The sequence below is a fragment of the Roseobacter insulae genome, assembly GCF_019375555.1.
Taxonomy (GTDB): Bacteria; Pseudomonadota; Alphaproteobacteria; order Rhodobacterales; family Rhodobacteraceae; genus Roseobacter; species Roseobacter insulae.
Genome location: NZ_JAHXDN010000001.1, coordinates 683,913 through 702,859, shown reverse-complemented (window position 1 = coordinate 702,859; position 18,947 = coordinate 683,913). Strand labels below are relative to the sequence as shown.

The 18,947-nt window shown below is 60.0% G+C and carries 19 protein-coding genes; 6 read left to right on the top strand and 13 right to left on the bottom strand.

Annotation, left to right across the window (positions count from 1 at the left end; translation table 11 throughout):
• Window positions 1-64: 64 nt before the first annotated feature.
• Together KX928_RS03425 and cysQ are read right to left on the bottom strand one after the other, a co-directional pair.
• Window positions 65-865 (bottom strand): 3-deoxy-manno-octulosonate cytidylyltransferase, encoded by an 801-nt coding sequence (locus KX928_RS03425; protein ID WP_219498951.1) that lies wholly within the window; start codon window positions 863-865, stop codon window positions 65-67.
• Window positions 865-1,662, bottom strand: coding sequence for a 3'(2'),5'-bisphosphate nucleotidase CysQ (cysQ, locus tag KX928_RS03420; RefSeq protein ID WP_219498948.1), 798 nt, complete (start codon window positions 1,660-1,662; stop codon window positions 865-867). Before cysQ ends, KX928_RS03425 begins: the two co-directional genes overlap by 1 nt.
• Window positions 1,663-1,780: 118 nt before the next feature.
• Between cysQ and KX928_RS03415 the strand changes: the two genes are divergently transcribed.
• The 3 genes from KX928_RS03415 (at window position 1,781) to KX928_RS03405 (ending at window position 4,408) form a co-directional block, all read left to right on the top strand.
• Window positions 1,781-2,605 carry an ABC transporter permease gene (locus KX928_RS03415; RefSeq protein ID WP_219498944.1) on the top strand — a complete coding sequence of 275 codons (825 nt, stop codon included), beginning with the start codon at window positions 1,781-1,783 and terminating at the stop codon, window positions 2,603-2,605.
• A gap of 585 nt (window positions 2,606-3,190) precedes the next feature.
• Window positions 3,191-3,691 carry an EF-hand domain-containing protein gene (locus KX928_RS03410; RefSeq protein ID WP_219498943.1) on the top strand — a complete coding sequence of 167 codons (501 nt, stop codon included), beginning with the start codon at window positions 3,191-3,193 and terminating at the stop codon, window positions 3,689-3,691.
• Window positions 3,692-3,790: 99 nt separating this feature from the next.
• The gene (locus KX928_RS03405) at window positions 3,791-4,408 is read left to right on the top strand and encodes a TIGR02466 family protein (protein WP_219498940.1); all 618 of its coding nucleotides are present in this window, start codon (window positions 3,791-3,793) and stop codon (window positions 4,406-4,408) included.
• A 73-nt stretch (window positions 4,409-4,481) separates the two neighbouring features.
• On the opposite strand, the gene KX928_RS03400 is transcribed toward KX928_RS03405, so the two are convergent.
• Together KX928_RS03400 and KX928_RS03395 are read right to left on the bottom strand one after the other, a co-directional pair.
• Entirely contained in the window at window positions 4,482-5,126 is a 645-nt protein-coding gene (locus tag KX928_RS03400; RefSeq protein ID WP_219498938.1) for a response regulator, read from the bottom strand.
• The gene (locus KX928_RS03395) at window positions 5,126-6,508 is read right to left on the bottom strand and encodes a sensor histidine kinase (RefSeq protein ID WP_219498935.1); all 1,383 of its coding nucleotides are present in this window, start codon (window positions 6,506-6,508) and stop codon (window positions 5,126-5,128) included. Before KX928_RS03395 ends, KX928_RS03400 begins: the two co-directional genes overlap by 1 nt.
• A gap of 574 nt (window positions 6,509-7,082) precedes the next feature.
• On the opposite strand from KX928_RS03395, the gene KX928_RS03390 reads away from it, so the two are divergent.
• Window positions 7,083-8,621, top strand: a complete 1,539-nt coding sequence (locus KX928_RS03390; RefSeq protein ID WP_257883578.1) for an MFS transporter — start codon at window positions 7,083-7,085, stop codon at window positions 8,619-8,621.
• Window positions 8,622-8,631: 10 nt separating this feature from the next.
• Here KX928_RS03390 and KX928_RS03385 read toward each other — a convergent pair whose 3' ends face one another.
• The 5 genes from KX928_RS03385 to KX928_RS03365 form a co-directional block, all read right to left on the bottom strand.
• Window positions 8,632-10,221, bottom strand: a complete 1,590-nt coding sequence (locus tag KX928_RS03385) for a trypsin-like peptidase domain-containing protein (protein WP_219498930.1) — start codon at window positions 10,219-10,221, stop codon at window positions 8,632-8,634.
• A 98-nt stretch (window positions 10,222-10,319) separates the two neighbouring features.
• A complete protein-coding gene (locus KX928_RS03380; protein WP_219498927.1) occupies window positions 10,320-11,558 on the bottom strand; it encodes an APC family permease in 1,239 nt (412 codons plus the stop codon).
• A gap of 414 nt (window positions 11,559-11,972) precedes the next feature.
• The gene (locus KX928_RS03375; protein WP_219498925.1) at window positions 11,973-12,233 is read right to left on the bottom strand and encodes a hypothetical protein; all 261 of its coding nucleotides are present in this window, start codon (window positions 12,231-12,233) and stop codon (window positions 11,973-11,975) included.
• Window positions 12,230-12,793 carry a DUF2953 domain-containing protein gene (locus KX928_RS03370; RefSeq protein ID WP_219498923.1) on the bottom strand — a complete coding sequence of 188 codons (564 nt, stop codon included), beginning with the start codon at window positions 12,791-12,793 and terminating at the stop codon, window positions 12,230-12,232. Before KX928_RS03370 ends, KX928_RS03375 begins: the two co-directional genes overlap by 4 nt.
• A 9-nt stretch (window positions 12,794-12,802) precedes the next feature.
• A complete protein-coding gene (locus KX928_RS03365) occupies window positions 12,803-13,162 on the bottom strand; it encodes a GerW family sporulation protein (protein WP_219498920.1) in 360 nt (119 codons plus the stop codon).
• A gap of 207 nt (window positions 13,163-13,369) precedes the next feature.
• On the opposite strand from KX928_RS03365, the gene KX928_RS03360 reads away from it, so the two are divergent.
• Entirely contained in the window at window positions 13,370-14,038 is a 669-nt protein-coding gene (locus tag KX928_RS03360) for a phosphoribosyltransferase (protein ID WP_219498916.1), read from the top strand.
• A gap of 4 nt (window positions 14,039-14,042) precedes the next feature.
• Window positions 14,043-14,975, top strand: coding sequence for a ribose-phosphate diphosphokinase (locus KX928_RS03355; protein WP_219498913.1), 933 nt, complete (start codon window positions 14,043-14,045; stop codon window positions 14,973-14,975).
• On the opposite strand, the gene KX928_RS03350 is transcribed toward KX928_RS03355, so the two are convergent.
• The 4 genes from KX928_RS03350 to KX928_RS03335 all read right to left on the bottom strand — a co-directional run bounded on the left by KX928_RS03350 (window position 14,964) and on the right by KX928_RS03335 (window position 18,931).
• On the bottom strand, window positions 14,964-15,971 hold the full coding sequence (locus tag KX928_RS03350; RefSeq protein ID WP_219498910.1) for a hypothetical protein: 1,008 nt from the start codon (window positions 15,969-15,971) through the stop codon (window positions 14,964-14,966). The two genes, KX928_RS03355 and KX928_RS03350, sit on opposite strands and share 12 nt — an antisense overlap.
• The gene (locus KX928_RS03345) at window positions 15,946-16,383 is read right to left on the bottom strand and encodes a hypothetical protein (RefSeq protein WP_219498907.1); all 438 of its coding nucleotides are present in this window, start codon (window positions 16,381-16,383) and stop codon (window positions 15,946-15,948) included. Before KX928_RS03345 ends, KX928_RS03350 begins: the two co-directional genes overlap by 26 nt.
• Before the next feature lie 275 nt (window positions 16,384-16,658).
• Window positions 16,659-17,450, bottom strand: a complete 792-nt coding sequence (locus KX928_RS03340) for a slipin family protein (protein ID WP_219498904.1) — start codon at window positions 17,448-17,450, stop codon at window positions 16,659-16,661.
• On the bottom strand, window positions 17,447-18,931 hold the full coding sequence (locus KX928_RS03335) for an NfeD family protein (RefSeq protein ID WP_219498901.1): 1,485 nt from the start codon (window positions 18,929-18,931) through the stop codon (window positions 17,447-17,449). Before KX928_RS03335 ends, KX928_RS03340 begins: the two co-directional genes overlap by 4 nt.
• Window positions 18,932-18,947: the final 16 nt, after the last annotated feature.

Sequence of the window (18,947 nt, the reverse complement as noted above, 5' to 3'; positions counted from 1 at the left end):
ATTTATAGGGGCATTTTGCCAGTGTTTTCAACACTGCCGCCCAAAAATGTGTCTCTGCGCGGGGCTAAACCAACCCCATTTGAGACATCATGGTCTCAATTTTCGACACATCCTGCGGGTTGTTGAGCTCCCAGAACTGTCGTCCTCTTGCCTCAACTTCGACGCAAAGGACCGCGCGGCCATTTTCCATGAAACGCAGTTGTTCGAGTCCTTCGAGCTGCTCAAGCGGTCCTGTCGGCCAGCTGGGATAGGAAGCCAGCGCATCCGGCCGATAGGCGTAGACGCCCACGTGATGAAAAACCGGCGTCTCCTCGGCATCTCCATACGTGCGAGACGTGAAGGGGATGACTTCCTTTGAAAAATACATCGCCTGATTCATCGCATCAAAGACGGCGGTGGTGCCGCCAACACGCCCGGCCTTCCTGTCGTTGAGAAAACCGTTCAGGGTCTCACCATCACACCTCAGCACCGGGGTGGCGATCTCCGCCTGCGGGGCGCCACGCAAGCCTGCAATCAGGTCTTCAATGAACCAATGCGGCGTCAGCGGTGCATCGCCCTGCAGGTTGACGACAATCTCGAACCCGCCACCCAGCTTCTCATGTGCCTCGGCGCAGCGTTCGGTCCCGTTGGCGCAGTCGGGCGAGGTCATCACCACCTCGGCTCCAAAAGCTTCGCAGGCGGCCCTGATCCGCTCATCGTCCGTGGCAACAACCACGCGGTCAACACCGCCGACCTCGCAGGCGGCGCGCCAACTGCGTTCGATCAGGCTCAGCGACGCGCCTGTTGCCCCTCGCAACTCCACCAATGGCTTACCGGGATACCGGCTGGACGCGTAGCGCGCGGGAATGGCAATCAGGACCGACATCAGCCCGCCTTCAGTTCGACGGCAGGTGCATAGGCAATGAAGAAGGGATTGGCGTAATCCTCCTTGCCATAAGAAAGCGGCGTCAGATCGTCAAATCGGACAACCGCGCCACCGGCGCCCGACAGCACGGCATGGCCCGCGGCGGTATCCCATTCCATTGTGCGACCCAGGCGCGGGTACAAATCGGCCTCACCCGTTGCCACGAGGCAGAATTTGAGGGACGAGCCTGCACTCTTCATATCCTTGACGGCGTATTTTGAGATGTAATCGTCCGTGGCCTGATCGCGATGTGATTTGGAGGCGACCACCATCAGCGCGGCATTATCCGCGTCAGCCACAGACAACGGCGCCAGTGCTCCGACCGTATCGGGATCCAGTGCACCCGTCTCCTCGACAGACTGACCTGTCGCATCCGTGTAGAACATACGCCCCTTGGCCGGAGCATAGACAACGCCACGTGTCGGAACGCCGCCTTCGACGAGGGCGATGTTGACCGTGAAATCACCACGACGATGGATAAATTCCTTGGTGCCATCCAGCGGGTCGACGATCAGGAATGTATCACCCGATGTGCTGTGCGTCGCGGATTGCTCTTCTGTCACGAGCATCACATCGGGAAACGCGTCCCGCAGGCCAGCGGATATCAACGCGTCTGCCGCTTCGTCGGCGGCGGTTACCGGACTGTCGTCGGATTTGACCTTCACATCGAAGTCGTCAGCCTCGTAAATCTCCATGATCTTCGCACCCGCTTCCAGCGAAAGTTTGCGCATCACTTCGACCAACTTCACGTAATCCATACTAATTTATCCTATTTCACAGTCATTGATGTTCGAAACGATGCCCCTTATGCTCCGGCTCTAACGGAACAGCAAGAATTCCGTGCGACGATGTCGCTCATCACAAGGCGCGAGAAGCATGTTTCAGGCGGTCAGACGAAAGGAAAGCGGCTTAGGGTCCGCGCTTACACTGATGGAGCTGGTGTACCACTCCATCGTGCGTTCCGTTCGAAAGACCCACAACAACGCTTTTCTCGCGATCGGGATCAACCTCTTGCAGATGCTGATCATGGTCGTGGCCTTCTACTTCATGTTTTCTATTCTGGGCCTGCGCGGGTCCGCCATTCGCGGCGACTTCCTGCTCTACATCATGTCGGGCATCTTTCTGTACATGACCCACACCAAATCGATGGGCGCGGTTGTCGGTTCCGAAGGCCCGGCCAGCCCGATGATGCAGCACGCGCCGATGAACACAATCGTTGCCATCGGTTCTGCGGCCCTTGGCGCGCTCTATATTCAGGTGCTGTCACTGCTGCTTATTCTGTTCGGTTATCACGTCGCCTTCAATCCGCTGGTCATCGACCAGCCTATTGCGGCCTTTGGCATGTTGCTGGTTGCATGGTTTACCGGGGTTGCGCTCGGGCTGGTGTTGCTGGCAATCAAACCCTGGTTTCCACAATTCGTCACCGTCTTCAGCACGATTTACCAACGGGCAAACATGATCGCCTCGGGCAAGATGTTTGTTGCCAACAGCCTGCCCGGTTTCATGCTTGCGCTGTTTGACTGGAACCCTCTTTTCCATGCGATTGATCAGGCCCGCGGCTTTGCCTTCATTAACTACAACCCACGCTACACGGACTGGCACTACGCGATGTGGGTTGGCGTCGTGCTGGTAATGATCGGCCTCATGGGCGAATTCTACACGCGCCGGCATGCTTCGCTGAGTTGGAGCGCACGGCGGTGAAATTACGGCGCGCGGACGGACACGTCGGTCGTTTTCTGCAGAGCGACGAATTGCTGCCTTTTCCACCCTGGGGTCCCGCATGAGAGCAGTGATCCTCTCCGCCCCCGTTCAGTGTCGTGGTACGGATCGTCCCAAATCATTACCGAGAAGACTGGCCTGAGACATTGGGTCGACCGGCATCCGCGTTCGCCTTCCCGGACCGGTCGCGCATCGATAACCTGCCTGTGACGCCAAGATGCGCGGCTGTGTGGGATGTCCGCAGCGGGGCGATTTTCGGTACCCTTATGGATCGGTCAGAGCTTCGGATGGGTTGGCAGCCTCGCCACATGATCTTGACCACCGATCTTGGGGTGCTTCCGGCGGCAATGGCCCAGAGGATCAAAAGTCGCCCGCCGATGGAAACCGGCCTATAAACGCATACCATCCGGCAAAAGGCAGGATGATCCGACCTTGGTCTGACCAGATCTCGGACCATTTCGCTTACCATTGCGACTATGTCCTGATCCTTTGACGCGCGGCATGTTGCATCATGGGCTCAGTGGAAACCTGCGGCCTTGGACGTGAGGCGCCAATTGGAGTGATGAAATGAAACTCTCTCAACTGTTGATTACAACCTCTTTGTGTGCGGTGGCCGCATTGCCCGCCTTCGCACAGGATCGACCGTTTTCCGAAGTTGACGAGAATGGAGACGGAGAACTGTCGCGCGGGGAACTCAAAGCTGCGTTTGGGCAAAGAGGCGCCGGCATGATTCTGGAGCGCAGTGATCTGAACGATGATGGGTCGGTCAGTGTCGCCGAAATTCAGGTCTCTCAAGACGACGAATCCGATGACGAGGATGATGACGAAGCGGATGATGAGGATGATGAACTTGACGACGATGAAGCCGATGAGTCGGACGACGACGGTGATGACGAAGGCGACGAGGCCAACGACGACGGTGATGAGAGCGACGAAAGCGACAGCGATGAAGGTGACGAGTCAGGCGACAGCGACGAAGGCGGCGGCGACGAAGGCGACAGCGATAGCGGTGGCGATGAAGGCAGCGACAGCGGTGGCGATGAAGGCGGCGATGAAGGTGATGACTGACCCCGCGCGATGACATCGCAGCCGGAGCCTTAAAAAGTCGGTACCCGCGCAGCGCATGCGGGTGCCGATCGTCACATCGACAAGGGCGTGTGGATCAAAATGGAACTCATCGAACAGACCAAATATGAAAAGCTGTTCTCGACGCCCCTGTTTCGCTTTCGCGTCGCGGACGCGGCGGCGTTGAACGCGGCCCTGCTTGGCGAGGAAAAGCGTTTGCGGGCGGAAAGCGAAGGCGTGGAAAAGTCCAATCACGGCGGGTGGCATTCTGCCGGTAACCTGTTTGCAGACACAACGCCCTGCATCCAAAGGCTGAAAGCTGCTGCGGAAAATGCCGTTCTCGAGGCGACGGCCCGGATAAACACCAAAGTCGACCCGAAAATCTATAAGCTCAAGATGTTCGCCTGGATGAACACCAATCCCCCCGGCGGCATGAATGCGCCGCATACACATCCGGGCGCACATTGGTCGGGTGTGTACTACGTGTCCCAGCCCGAGGTCGAAACCGGGAAGTCAGGAAAGATCGAATTCCTCAATCCACGGACCGATCTGCCCAATTGGCGTCTTCTCAAGGCACCCGCGTTCAGCGCCAAGAAATCGCTCCGGCCAGAGCCGGGTGAACTGATCCTCTTCCCGTCCTACCTTGTCCACTGGGTCTATCCAAACCAGACGGATGAGAACCGGGTGACGGTCGCTTTCAACGCGACTTTCCGCGCTTAAGACGCGCGCGGAGACCCTGAAAGCCTGCCACGGCGGTCCGGCTACGAAGCAAACTGCCTGAACAGACCAGCGCCTATTCCTCGTCACGCCAGGCCTTATGCGCAATCAACGCAGCCTCGACCCGGTTGCGGGCATGCAGCTTGCCCATGATGACCGTCATGTAATGCTTGATGGTCTTTTCCTGCAGGCCGAGATCTGCGGCAACTTCCTTGTTGCTCAGTCCCTTTGCAACCAATCGCAGGATGTCCTCCTCCCGCTTTGTCAGATCATCCACCGGTGACGCGGGTTTATTCTGATCGGCCTGAGACATGAATGTCAGCACTTTTGATGCCAGAGCAGGAGAGACATGCGGCTCACCCTTCGCCACGCCCGTGAGCACATTGCGTAGTTCGCGCGCCGATACGCCTTTCAGAATATAGGCGATCGCGCCAAAGCGAAGCGCATCCGCCACGTTCTCATCTTCTTCCGACACCGTGAGCATGGCGATGTGTTTTACAGTGCCCTCTGCCGATATCTTCCTGACCGCCGAGAGACCGCCGCCCGGCATCGACAAATCAAGAAGGGCAATGTCAGGATGTTTCTGATCGGCCAGCAACACCGCTTCTTCGGCGGAAGCCGCCGTAGCGACAACCCGGAAATCGCCGGTTTCCTCAAGGCTCTTTACAAGTCCGTCGCGGAAAATCGGATGGTCATCGGCGACCAGAATGCGAATGGTCATTATGTATCTTCCCCCATGGGCAAGAGCAGCCGAATCTTGGTGCCGCTGCCCTGCGCTGAGTCGATCTCGATCCGCCCGTTGAGGGTGGCGGCCCGATCCGCAAGCCCGAGCAACCCCTGCCCCCCATCGTCTCGCAGTCCTGCCTGCACCTGCGGCTCGAAACCCTTGCCATCGTCAGAGACGGTAATTTCCACCTCATCCGCCACAAGAGCAGTCCGCACCTCGATCGATGTCGCCTGGGCATGACGATGGGCGTTGGACAGGGCTTCCTGAAGGAAGCGGTAAACGCAGAGCTTGACCGCGTAGGGAACCTGAAGGCTCCCCAGTATCTCGCCGGCCAACGCCGCATTTGATCCAAAGCTCTTGTTGTGGTCGGCGATTGCCCGGGCCACGCAGCCGTTAAGACTGAGCGTCGCGAGGTCGGGAAGCGCGAGGCCGCGGGATATTGCGCGCAATTCCGTCATTGCGTTCGACAGTGCTGTGGTCACCGTCTCGGCATCCCGTGATGGCCCCAGTTCCACGCCTTCGAGCCTGAGGCACGCCAGCGACAGATGCTGTGCAACGCCGTCGTGAAGATCCTGGCCTATGCGCTGCATGATCTTCTCCGATTGCGCCGTGGACCGCTGGGCAGCACGCGTGACGCGTTCCCGCAATGCCGCGTTATGCTCCGACAGTCTTTGGCTCTCAGCCAGTTGCGCCGTCAGTTGCGCGCGCTGACGCTCGATCCGACGGCTGCCCGCGTGCACGATCACAAAAAGCAGCGCCCCGCTGAGGCCGAAGATCTGCAGCACCAGCATCCAGCTGTCGCGCCTTGCCGCGTCAAGCTCTGCCGCGAGGTCTTCTGCCCGCTGATAGAACTCGACAACCGCCAGAACCTGCCCGGTGTTCGCATCCCGAATGGGAGCGTAAACCTCCAGCAATGGAACGCCCAATGTGCTTTCAGGATGATCGGCCTGTACTTCGATGGTCTGGAACTGGGAAACGACGCTACCGGACCACGCCTTGAGCAGCGCCTCAGAGGGCTTGTATTTTCTGCCGCGCAGTTCGGGCCGGTAGGAATCCAGCACGTCGCCATCCTCACTCCAGATGTTGTAGGTGACGACCTGCTCGCTCAGGATACCTTCACCAAAGGCCTTGCGAAGCGCCAGGCGTGCCGCATCCGACACTGCCATTTCGCCGTCACCCGTCGCGGTCTGGCTCGGGATCAGGCTTTCGATGTAAAACGCGGCAGAGGCGCCGGAATTCTGAACGACCCCCCGCTCAATACGGTCAGATACCCAGGTGCCGACAGAATAAGCCGCCACAGCCATCACCAATCCGCCAGCCGCGAGAAACTGGATCGACAATGAGTGGAACAGGCGCATGAAACTGCCAGGCATCATTTTCACCACCTCCTGATGCCCCGCTATACCTGATTTTTCTATGGACTTAAGTCCAAGACTTGTAAGGGCCATGTTGAATGCCGCGCGGTCCAAGCGACTGGGCGCGTGCCCTCACAGCAATTGCTGGCTCCTAAGGTACGAAAGGCCACCCTTGCCGCGGAGCGGGTGTTCATCCGACCCTCTGGCGTGACCGGCCAGCGTTCGGCACGTGTGTCCTGCATTTGCCATGCGATCAGTCTTGTCGGGCTTCTGGCGTCGGTTCTGCCGTGACAACTCCGTGGTATAGCTGCTTTTTTGAGCGCACCGATCATACGGGCCAATCACAGCGATTCCGTGACGACCCGCGCGGGTGATCTGATGGCAGCTCGGACGTCAGGTACGTTTTTTACAACTCTGAGCCAAAAACCGGCGTATGCTGCTGGGTGACGATGCAACCTGTCCGGATGCCGACGCCAGGTACGCACGCATCCGCAGGCAAGAATACCGAGACCATCGAGTGACCTGGCAAGACGAACACAATTCGGATGATGAAGGCACCTGGTTTCAGCGGGTGATTCTCGATCTTGTACGACAGATGCGCTGGTCATTTCTGCCGCCGCTCATGGTCTATTTCGCGGCTGGTGTGTCGGGTCTGACATCCGTCGTGGGTGCTTTCTTCCTCAAAGAATATCTGGACCTGTCGGCTGCATTTATCGCGGGTCTGGCATTTTGGGCGGGCCTGCCGTGGATCCTGAAACTGCCGCTTGGGCATGTCGTTGACCTTTTCTGGCGCTGGAAGGCAGTGTTGATCCTGGTCGGGGCGGGGCTGATCGCGCTGTCGTTGCTGATCATGTTCGGATTGGTGTCGCGACCCGACAATATGCGCGCGGTCTTTCCGCTGGAGACGTGGTACATCATTGCGCTGCTGCTGGCCCCATCGGGATATGCAATTCAGGATGTGGTCGCCGATGCGATGACGGTCGAGGCTGTGCCGCGCACCGACGACGCCGGACAGCCCTACGGCGAAACGCAGTCGCGCGCGATGCACACCACAATGCAGACGCTGGGCCGGATCGCAATCATTTCGGGTTTCGTGTCGGTGGCATCGGTGAACATCTGGATATTCGCAGATACCGAAGCCCTGGCGCGCGAGGCGCGATTAGGGCTTTATGCACGAGTCTACCTGATTGCTCTTATCATCCCCGTGATCTCGGTGAGCGGCGTGGTGCTGCACACGATTGTTCAGCGCCGGCGCGCCGCCCGGGGCCTGCAACAGACCGGTCCGAAAGGCGAGACCGAGGTCGACTGGCAGATACTGGGCGGCGGATTGGCGTTTGTCGTTCTCAGCCTCGTTCTGGGCACCTCGGACCTGGAGTATGCGCAGGAAACTGTCTTTGTCGCCTCGCTGTCCATCATTCTGTATTTGATCCGACAATTGCTCAAAAACCTCGATCCCGACGCTGCCCGCGTTCTGATTGGCACCGCCACGATCATCTTTGTATTCCGGGCCGTGCCCTTGCCGGGGCCGGGCCTGACATGGTTCGAGATCGACAATCTCGGTTTTGACGAACAGTTCCTGTCGGTCCTGTCCCTCATTACCTCCCTGCTTGCGTTGGTTGGCCTGATCATCCTGAGACCCCTGATGGCAAAGCGGTCGATTGCCTACATCGTGGTGCTGCTCACCATCGCAACAGGCATTCTGTCGCTCCCGAATATCGGGCTTTACTATGGAGTGCATGAGTGGACGGCGGCGCGAACGGGCGGCATCGTGGATGCCCGGTTTATCGCCATACTGGATACTGCAATCGAGTCGCCTTTGGCCCAGATTGCCATGGTACCCATGCTCGCCTGGATCGCGCGCAATGCGCCGCCCCATCTGAAAGCCACATTCTTTGCAGTGATGGCATCGTTTACCAACATGGCCCTGTCGGCAAGCAGCCTGGGCACGAAATACCTCAACAAGGTGTTTCTCGTCACCCGGGCGTCCGTCGATCCCGTGACAGGCGAACAAATCTCGGGGGCGGATTATTCTCAGCTGGGGTATCTGTTGATCGTTGTGGGCGGGATCACGGTTGCCGTGCCGCTTCTGATCGTCCTTGTCGTGCAGGCATCACCCTATCGCACGAGCGAATAGTACGGCGGTGTCATTTGCCCGCCGTGGTGGTCAGCAAGCGATGTACTTCCTGGACTGGGACACCAATATTCGCACCCCCGAATTCCGGCAGGATCGCCGCGTTCACCGCGACAACCTGACCATTGCGATCCAGCGCCGGCCCCCCGCTTCCGCCAACCGTGGTTTCTGCGTCGTAAATGACTGCCTTTGCGGTGATCTGCGCGATGATGCCCCGACTTGCGAGAGGCGCAATTCTGCCCTGCTCTGACAGGCGCGTGGCCACGGTCCAGAAATCCGTCTCACCCGTTTCCTGAAGCGCGGTGAGAAAATCGCGCCCCGCCTGTGCAATAAGGGCGCGCAACCCGGTGGAAAAGCCCATGACGATCACTTCGTCGCCAATATCGGGCACGGTCTGCGAGAGTGTCAGCCCGCGGCCTGTCGTTGCGGAGGGCGTCACGGTCAACAGGGCCAGATCAGCCGTATCGCTGGCGCCCAGGAAGGAAGCCTCGACCGGCTCGGTCAGGCCTGGAAAATAGGCAATGAGCTGCAGCATCTCGGGGGCGAACCCGCTGCTTCGAAACGCGGTCAGCTTGTCGCTCGTTGTCCAAGGCAGGGCAACATGCCGGTTGGTGACAAGCAGCCCGTTTCCTTCGAGCAGGAAGCCCGTGCCGGTGAACTGAAACTCAACGGGTTTGCCATTTCCATCGACATCGACAACCGGCTTGCCGAAAGGCGTCTGCAGGGGCGCGCCGTCGGGTCCCAGAACGTGGCGCAGCATTTTCCCGCTTTCTTCCTGCCGCAACCCGTATGCGCCTTGCAGAAAGGCGACAGAGGCGGTCGACTCGCGGATGACGCGGGCAGACGCGCTTAAGCGTCGTTCAAGCGTGGCGAGGCGCTCGGCATTGGTGCTGAGCTGCAGATCGAGCTGGTCGCGCAATGCAGCAAGCTCATCGGCGCTCAGCGCCTCCTGACGGGTTTGCGCAAGCGCTATGGCGACAGCTTCGAGCCGCCGGGCCTCCCTGTCGATGCTCTCCTGAAAAATCTGGTCACTGCGGTACTGCATCGCGACAAATGTGGTCAGCACAATCAGCACGAAGATCACCGTAACGCGGAACAGAACCGATGTTTCCAGCAATATCCTTCGGACGCTCTCGACCAGCGCATTGGACAGGCGGGACCCGAAAGGCCGCCGACTGGTGCGCGCGTAGGCCACGGCGTCGCTCAGGATTTCCTCGACCGGCCAGCGCGTCGGGAAAGACTGGCGGCAGAGGCGAAACCGAGACATCGGCCCGTGCTCCCCAAATTCGATCATGTCCCCGTGGAGCAGGTGCGCCGCGCCGATCTTGCGCCCGTTCACCCAGATGTCATTGTCCGGCAACGCTTCGATCTCGTATGTCTCACCTGACCACGTCAGTCGGGCAGCGGTCTCCCGGTCCGGCCTGTTGCCGGTGCCGTGGGTTATCAGCAGCGCACGGTCTTCATCCACGCTGACCTGCGAGCGATCTGACGACAGCCACATGATGCGGCCACGCGACGGGCCGGTCAGGTTCTCCAGAAAGGCGCGAACATCATCAGTGGCGGCGGGCGAAACCTCGTCGGAGTTAGGTGTTTGGTCTTGCAACAATCGATATCCTGACGCGGGCATTTCCAGTCTGGTGAGAGCGAGTGTATCCGCAGCGGGCGCGACGGTCCATGATCCGCTTGCGAGGGTATCTGATGTCAGCCGCCCGCGAACGTTGCGCCGACCACGAGGGCGAGACAAAACAGCGCTCCCGCAATTGGGAACGCGATATGCACCGTGAAGGCACCTTCGGGTGCGGGCACGCCCTTCAGCTTGAACCACACCAGCGCCAGATTGATAACCGCAAAGACCGTCAACAGAACTTCGGAAGAGGTTTCTGCGAGGGTGTCCAGCGGCGTGAAGATCGCCAGACCCAAAACCAGCGTGGCAATAAGGACCGTCGCCCGAACCGGCGTTTGCGTACGCGGTGACACGGCGCCGATCCAGGCGGGCAACCGCCCCGCCCGCGCCATGCCATAGGTGACGCGGGCAGCCATGATCAGGATGATCACGACGCCGTTCATGGTGGCAATAATCGCAATCAGGGTGATCGCAAGCGGCGGCAACCCGGTCAGGCGTTCAAATAACAGGCTGATCGGGGCAGATGTGCCGGCCATCTCGTCGACCGAGACATTTTGCGTGGCGACAAAAGAGACCATGACATAAAGCACTGTCACCACCAGCAGCGTTATGGCAATGGCCCATGGCATCATCTTTCGCGGGTTCCTGGCTTCCTCGACAAGGTTGACGATGTCGTCAAACCCAATGAAAGCGAAAAAGGCAATCATGCTGGCGGCCAACACACCGGACAGGGCCGGCCAGTCACCGGGCGGCGGTGCAAGCGATCGCGGCAAAGCACCGATGCTGCCCGGATCATGAACAAGACCCAGCGCGATGATGATGAGAAGGCCAGCGACTTCCACAAGCGTCATGGCCCCCGCGATGGCCACGGATTCCCGGATACCCCATGCAGCGATCGTTGCCATCGAAAGCACGATGCAGGCAACCAGCACTTCCCGGGGAAGCGCGATCAGCTCGGCGACATAGCCTGCGGATCCCACCGCGATGGCAGCGGCCGCAATCACCGCCTCCGCCAGAACGGCGAGGCCGACAGCAACCGTCAGCCACGCAAAGCCAAATGACTTTTCGACATACACCGCTTCGCCCGCGGCCTGCGGCACGCGCCCGGATAACTCGGCAAATGACGCGGCAGTGAACCCCATCACGAAGGCCGAGAGTAGGAATGCTGCGGGTGCGTATGGCCCCGCGCGCACGATGGTCTCGCCGACCAGAACGTAGATCCCCGCCCCGATCGTGACGCCAAGTCCATATAACACGAGGCCGGTCAGCCCGATTGACCGCCTGAGCTGACCCGTACCAGTACCAGAGTGTGCCATCTGCTCTCCTTCGCCGAAGTCTCACCCGCGTCACCATTCTGCACTTGGCAGAAGGGCGCGCTGCGATTTGTCCGCACAAACAAAACGATCATAGACCAAAACGTGCCGGGACAGCGCCCTCATTTAGGCCCATACGGTTTCGTAGGTTTGGCGGCTTGATCGGTGGGGATGTCGGCTGGTAGGCTTGATGCCGACCGCACCCTCTTCTGATTCTTCCCCCCAATACGGATGTCAGCCGTTATCGTCAGGAAGATGGCAGATCGGATTGGCGACCAAGCAGTGAATTCCCGAGAAGCCGAAGCAGGTTGCAGGGCCTTGCCGCAAGGGAATGGCGCAGGCGGATTCGGTCCTTGAGGTGCGCATCGGGGATGACCACATACCATCATCGGACTTTCAGACGGGGCCGTGAAACGATTACCCGTACTCTCCCATCAAAGACTGGAGCCGCAAGATGGCGCCGGGATATCGCCGTTCGATCTCATCGGCGTCATAGACATGTCCGGCAACATCCGTCGCCGTGACCACACCGTTCTGGAGATGCAGAATGACCAGCGGCTGTTTTTGTGCGGTTCCGATGATGGCAGGACCGGCGGTTTCAACCACGATCCATTGTTTGGTCACTGCGGCGATGATCTGATCCCCGATGCGCCGTGGATGATCGATTGTCCAGCTCATGTGTTCGGGCCAAAGACGGACCAGCCGAAACGCACCAGCGGCAGCAGAAGAAAAACCGGGACCAGCGAAATGTTCAGGTCCGCACGCCCCCTGAGAACGGTGTTGTGGAAGACAGGTTCGACGTGAACCTGCACCCTTCGCAGACGCTTGCAGCCGTACACCACAGGGGCCAGCAACCCGAAAGCTTGACCCGTATCCGCCGGATCACCAAGGCCAAAGGCCATGTCGATCTTGGCATGATCAACATGCACATGCTTCAACATGCGAGCCAGAAGCCTGAGGATGGCGCGCAGAAACCGAAGGGGGTCGCCCTGCCAGTCAAAGCTGCTTTTGCGGCCCTTCTTTGCGGCCTCCCGATCTGTGGCTTTGGACTTCTTGCGACTGTCGGCCAGTAAGACCCGGGGCCCATATCCGGCAAAAAGATACAGCTTTGCCGAATAGACCCACGCTTCCCGCTTGTGCAGGGCAAGTTCGATCCGCAGCGGCAGGACGCCCGCAAGCAAAATCAGCGCCAGCGCTCCAATCAGCAGCCAAATCAATATCGCACCGACAATCGACATCGCCGCCGCTCAGGTTTTTTCGCCCTTGGCTTTCGCACTGTCGGCGACCTTGTCGATTGCCTTTCCAGCCGTTGTACCCAGCACTTCGGCAAACGTGGTCATTGCCCCCTGAACCGATTCAACGCGCGCGCCATGGTCATCAATGATAATCGCGCCCTGCGGCTTGATGCCACCGCCTGCACCGGTGCCCGCCCCGTCACCCGTCTTGGTGCTTTCGCCACCGCCGGCGCCAAATCCGAACCCGTAACTGACGATCGGGATAACCGTGGCGCTGCCCTTTTCGATCGGATCGCCAAGCACATTCCTGGCGTTCAGCAAGCGGTCCAGCTCTTCGACAGTCCCTTTCAGCAGTCTCTCAACATTTTCCATGCTCTGCACCTTTCTCGAAGTTTATTGAATGTGCGCAGTCTGCTGTCTCGATCTGAACCGTGGTTGATATCGGTCAATCCGATAAGGCCGCCCAACATGCGCCTTAGCACTGGTCTCTGCTGAGATGGTCAGCGTTCTTTCAAATTGAGATTGCTCAAACCCACGGGATGTCTTGCGCCGTAATCTCCTGAAAAAACGAGGTGTCTCATGTCCAGTCAACCAGTGGTTTTCAAGGATCGAACCGAGGCCGGGCGGCGGCTGGCGGATGCCCTGCCCGCACTCGACCCGGCCGAAACAGTTGTCATCGCCCTGCCGCGTGGCGGCGTGCCAGTCGCCGTCGAGATATGTGCTGCGTATGATCTGCCGCTTGATCTGGTCCTTGTGCGCAAGATCGGTGCGCCCGGTCAGCCGGAACTGGCGGTGGGCGCGATCACCAACGGCGATGCACCGCAGGTTACCGTGAACGAAAGCGTTGCCCGGCATTTCGGCCTGTCGCGTCAGGATGTGGAGGAGAGGGGATATCTGCTCTTGCCCGAGATCGCCCGCAGGCGGCAAAGCTATCTTCACGGCCGCACGCCATTGGCTCTCAAGGGCAAAACGGTGGTGGTTGTGGACGATGGCGTCGCCACCGGTGCGACACTGCGCGCCAGCCTCGCGGCGGTTCAGACCGCAGAGCCAAAGCGCGTCATCGTCGCCCTTCCGGTCGGACCCCAAGACCTCGCGGAACAGCTGCATGACCTCGCTGATGACATCATATGCCTGAGTGATCTGAGGTATTTTGGGGCGGTTGGAGGAGCCTACCGGTCATTCCCGCAGACAACCGATGCCGAAGTCCGTGCCGCCATCGACCATTTTGCTCCGCGCGCGAAAGCCTGATGCCATGCTGATCTTCGTCCTGCCCGAAGCACGCCATATCGCAAGCCCGTTGGCCGCGGCACTGGACGTCGCACTCGCGCCGCTGGAGGATCGCACCTTCGAGGATGGCGAGGGCAAGCTGCGGCCGCTGCTGTCGGTCAGGGGAGCGGATGCCTATGTCGTCCAATGCCTGCATGGGGATGCACGTCACTCGGTTCATGACCGTCTGTGCCGTTTGCTCTTTCTGACGGCGACACTGCGCGACCATGGTGCCGACCGGATCACCATCATCACGCCCTACCTGTGTTACGCGCGCAAGGACCGGCGCACCAAATCGCGTGATCCGCTGACGCTGCGCTATGTTGCTCAACTGATCGAGGCAGTGGGTTGCGACCGCCTCTTGACGCTGGAGGTGCACAACATCATGGCGTTCCAGAACGCCTTTCGGTGCCAGACGCTGCACCTGGAAATGGGCGCTGTATTTACCGATCTGGTGGTGGAACATCTGTCCGACAAACCGCTCTGCGTGATGTCACCTGATCCCGGCGGCGTCAAGCGCGCCCAGATTTTCCGCGAAGGGCTGGAGGCGCGCCTTGACTGCCCGGTCCGGTTCGCCTTTCTGGACAAACGGCGCAGCGCGGGCGTGCGGACGGGGGGCGCCCTGTCTGGTGATGTTGCCGGAACACGGGTGCTGATCGTAGACGATATCATTTCGACCGGCGGCACAATACGCACAGCGGCAGAGGTCAGCCGAGCCCATCAGGCGGCGGATTGCATCGCGATTGCTGCTCATGGCCTTTTCACCGAGGGATCCGCGGCGCTGTTTCAGTCTCCGGATTTGTCGGCCATCTATGTCTCTGACAGCGTGGCCACGCCCGCCACCGCACAAATCAGCATCAGCGCAGCACCGGCATTGGCCCAAGCCATTCGTCGGCTTGCCGGGCCATCAGAACACTAAGTGCTCCGCGATCTCCACATATCGCAGGCCCAGCGGTTCCCACTTCAACGGTTTGCGCGGCACCGGGACAAGCAGATGTGCCAAAGACAGGCGGGCGCGGGTCAGGGCGTGATGTGCTTTGTATATCCGCAAAAGGTCCGGGTCAGGTGCCGGGCCAAACTCCGCTTCCAAGCCTTTGATCAGCCGTGGCCCGATCCAGTCCGCCCCCAGGATGGCGCATTCCATGCCCAGAAAAACGGCTTCGCTATAGGGGTCAGACAGCCTGAGGATGCGGCTGAACTCGAGGCAATCATACACAACCGGCGGGTCTGTCAGGCAGATATGCTCGGGCCGCAGATCGCCGTGACATTCCACGACGGCACCCTGCCGGACACGGGTTTCCAACAGGCCCAGCGTCAGTGGCAGCAATGTTTCGAACTGATCAAGGAGGCGTCTGAAACGGGTGTGATGCGCCTTGAAATATGTATTCAGCAGGACACGCCGCGTCATTCTGATCTGGTTTTCCTGCACCGGCATCAGCTCTGCCGCTGTCAGACGCGTTGCCGGGGCTTGGCGATAGTACGCCCCGAGCCTGGATATTAAAATTTCAATGTCGTCCGACAAGGCCGCTGGCGGTTTATCGGCGATCAGACAGGCGTCCAGCATCAGGTCCGCGGGCAACCTGCGCATTTTGACCATCCAGTCCACCGTTTCGGCCCGTGGGTCATCCAAAACGAGCCGGCCATCGGGCATGCGCCCCACACGCGCTGCTCCGAGGTACAGGTGCGGGGCCAGACGGCGGTTCAGATCAATTTCCATCAGCGTGTTGTCGTGCCGCGCCTGCAAGGGTGTGAGATCCTGCAGATCGTCGCGCACCGGCTTCTTGAGTTTGAATACCAGATCGGGTGTGAGGAACACCCAGGATTTCGAGGTCTCGGTCAGTGCAACAGGCGCGCGTTTTTCAAAATAGCTCTGAAGGCCGCAAACCCGGTTACTCGGCAGCATCGGCTTGGCCATGACGGGTCACCATGCTCTGCCCGATCTCACAAAGACCGAGGCAAACCTCCGCCGGATGCGCAGTCCAGGAACACATCGGAAGATACGGCAGCGCTCCGGCCATGTTTTCATTCTGTCCGGCCCCACCGTGATCAGCGCCGTCTGCAACCCGGGGTGTCGGGGCCGTGACTATGGGCAGCGCCCCGGCAGCAAGGTCGGGTCTGGCACCGCGCAGCACCGTGACCGCCACCGCGTCAGGTTGAGTGGTCGCCGCATTTCCGGAACCCAAGTCAAAGAGGCCATAGGGACGCTGTGCGGCCTCGATATGCGCGCGTGCTGACTGTATTGCAAAAACGATGGCTCCGCTGACGCAAGAGACGTCAAAGTTGTTTGCACGGCCCTGCACGTCCCTTGCGAAAAGAAGCTCTAACATCAAGCTCGCGTTACTCCGCTTTCCCGGTCTTTCGGCGATGTTTTTGCTCGGCGGGCCTGGGCGGTGGCTCGCTGCGCCATGGCTCCACGACATCAGCCAGAACGCCGTTTCCGGGACAGCAAGAACGCTTTCCATTTCGGTGGCATACATTCGCGCATCATCAGGTTTTCCGGTTCGGGATCGCATTCTGCCTCCTTGCCCACGCGTTACAAAGCTGGTCTTCGCACCTCGGTGTGCGGCTGGCGCATTCCGCACTGTGGATGCACGTCCGGAACCTATGAGGGCTCGTCAGCGATATGCCTCGAAGGCTTCCGGGGCACCAACCCTTGCAACAGGTCCATCGGGACAGGGAAAACCACGGTCGACGTGTTCGTACCGGCGATGTCATGCAACGCTTCGAGATACCTTAGCTGCATCGAATTCGGCTCGCTTGCGAGGATCTCTCCGGCTTCCACCAGTTTCTCCGCTGCCTGCCGTTCTCCCTCCGCATTGATGATCTTGGCACGGCGCTGCCGTTCCGCCTCGGCTTGCCGGGCGATCGCCCGCACCATGCTCTCGTCGATATCCACGTGCTTGATCTCCACGTTGGCGACCTTGATGCCCCACGGATCAGTCTGCTTGTCGAGTATTTCCTGAATGTCGACATTCAACTGGTCCCGCTCTGCCAGCATCTCGTCCAGCTCATGTTTGCCCAGGACCGAGCGCAGCGTGGTCTGCGCCAGCTGGCTCGTCGCCTCGCGGTAATTTGCGACCGCGATGATAGCGCGCTCGGGGTCCACAATTCGAAAATAGATGACGGCGTTGACCTTCACCGACACGTTGTCGCGCGAAATCACGTCCTGGCTCGGCACGTCCTCGACGAAGGTCCGCAGATCGGTGCGGACGATTTGCTGGATTACCGGGATGACGATGATCAGCCCCGGGCCCGAAACCTTGGTGAACCTTCCAAGGGTAAAGAGCACGCCACGTTCGTACTCGCGCAAGATCCTGATCGCCGATGCGAGGAAGCCCGCAACGACGAGGAACAAAAGCCCATAGGCGGCAAGGTCGAATACAGGTGGTGTCATCGGTCTTCTCCATCTTTGGCGTCGTCACGGGGTGTTTTCTTGATTTGCAGGCTCAGGCCCTTCAATCCGACGACATGGATGCGGTCGCCGGGCTTGAGACTGCGGGGTCCGACAGCCTCCCAGCGTTCGCCCTGCGCCCAGACGTGGCCGGTACCGTTCGTCCAGTCTATCACCTCTGCCGACGCGCCGCGCAGGGCTGCGGCACCCGTCCGGACCGGTTTGCGGAAGGTGCGCCAGACGTAGCCGAACAAGAGACTGAGGATCGCGAAGCTGAGTACGGCGGTGATCATGATCGTTGACCAGGACACTTGATATTCCGGCACATCGGTATCGATCAGAATGGCAGCGCCAATTGAGAATGCGCCGATGCCGCCCACACCAAGAACGCCGAAAGTGGGTGTCACGGCCTCGGCAACCATAAGGGCGACACCCAGCAGCATGAGCGCAAGACCCGCGTAATTCACGGGAAGCTGATTTATCGCGTAAAGACCAAGCACCAGACAGATCGCACCGATGATCCCCGGTCCGACGCCGGGGTTGGAAAATTCGAAGATCAGCCCATAGACCCCCACAACCATCAGCAGCAACGCGACATTCGGGTTCGAAAGCAGTTGCAGGAGTTGCGTGACAACGCTTGGATCGACCCGCTCGATCACCAGCGCCCCTGTCGAAAGCTGCCGCGCGATCCCGCCGGCCATAACCCTTCGCCCATCAAGCTGGGCAAGCAGGTCGTCGACATCACCCGCGATGAGATCAATGACGTTTGCCTGCAAGGCATCTTGCGCAGGCAAACTCGCGGCCTCGCGCACGGCGGTTTCCGCCCAATCCGCGTTGCGTCCACGCAATTGAGCGAGGCTGCGGATATAGGCCACCGCATCATTCACGACCTTCGCCGCCATGGGATCGTCGGGTTGTGCCGGCTGACGCCTCGTGACCTCGCTCTCTTCGTCCGGCCCCTCTTCGGTCAACCTCTCTTCGGTCAACCTCTCTTCGGTTTGTCCGCCCGGTTCTTCGGCCTCGCCCTCGTCCTGCGGTCTCTGCGGTATGGGGATGGGCAGGCCACCGATTTGCACGGGCGTCGCCGACCCGGTGTTGGTGCCCGGTGCCATTGCCGCGACGTGACACGCGTAAAGCACATAGAGACCGGCACTTGCAGCATGGCTGCCCGAAGGCGCAACGAAGCCCACCACGGGCACGGGGGATGCCAGGATTTCGGTAATTATGTCGCGCATGCTGGTTGCCAGCCCACCGGGCGTATTGATGCGCAGGATGAGCACCTCAGCCGAGCGTTCGCGCGCGATACCAACCGCGTCGGATACGTGCCGCGCTGCCGCTGGCCCGATCGCGCCGTTAAGATCGGCAACGATCGCCTGTTGGCGTGCGGGCAGCTGTGCGTGACCCGCCATCAGCCCGCCCATGATCAGCGCAAGCACCGCAGCCATGCGGATCATCGCCGAATACCGTGCCGTTCTCCGTGCCATTGCGGTCCTCAAAACT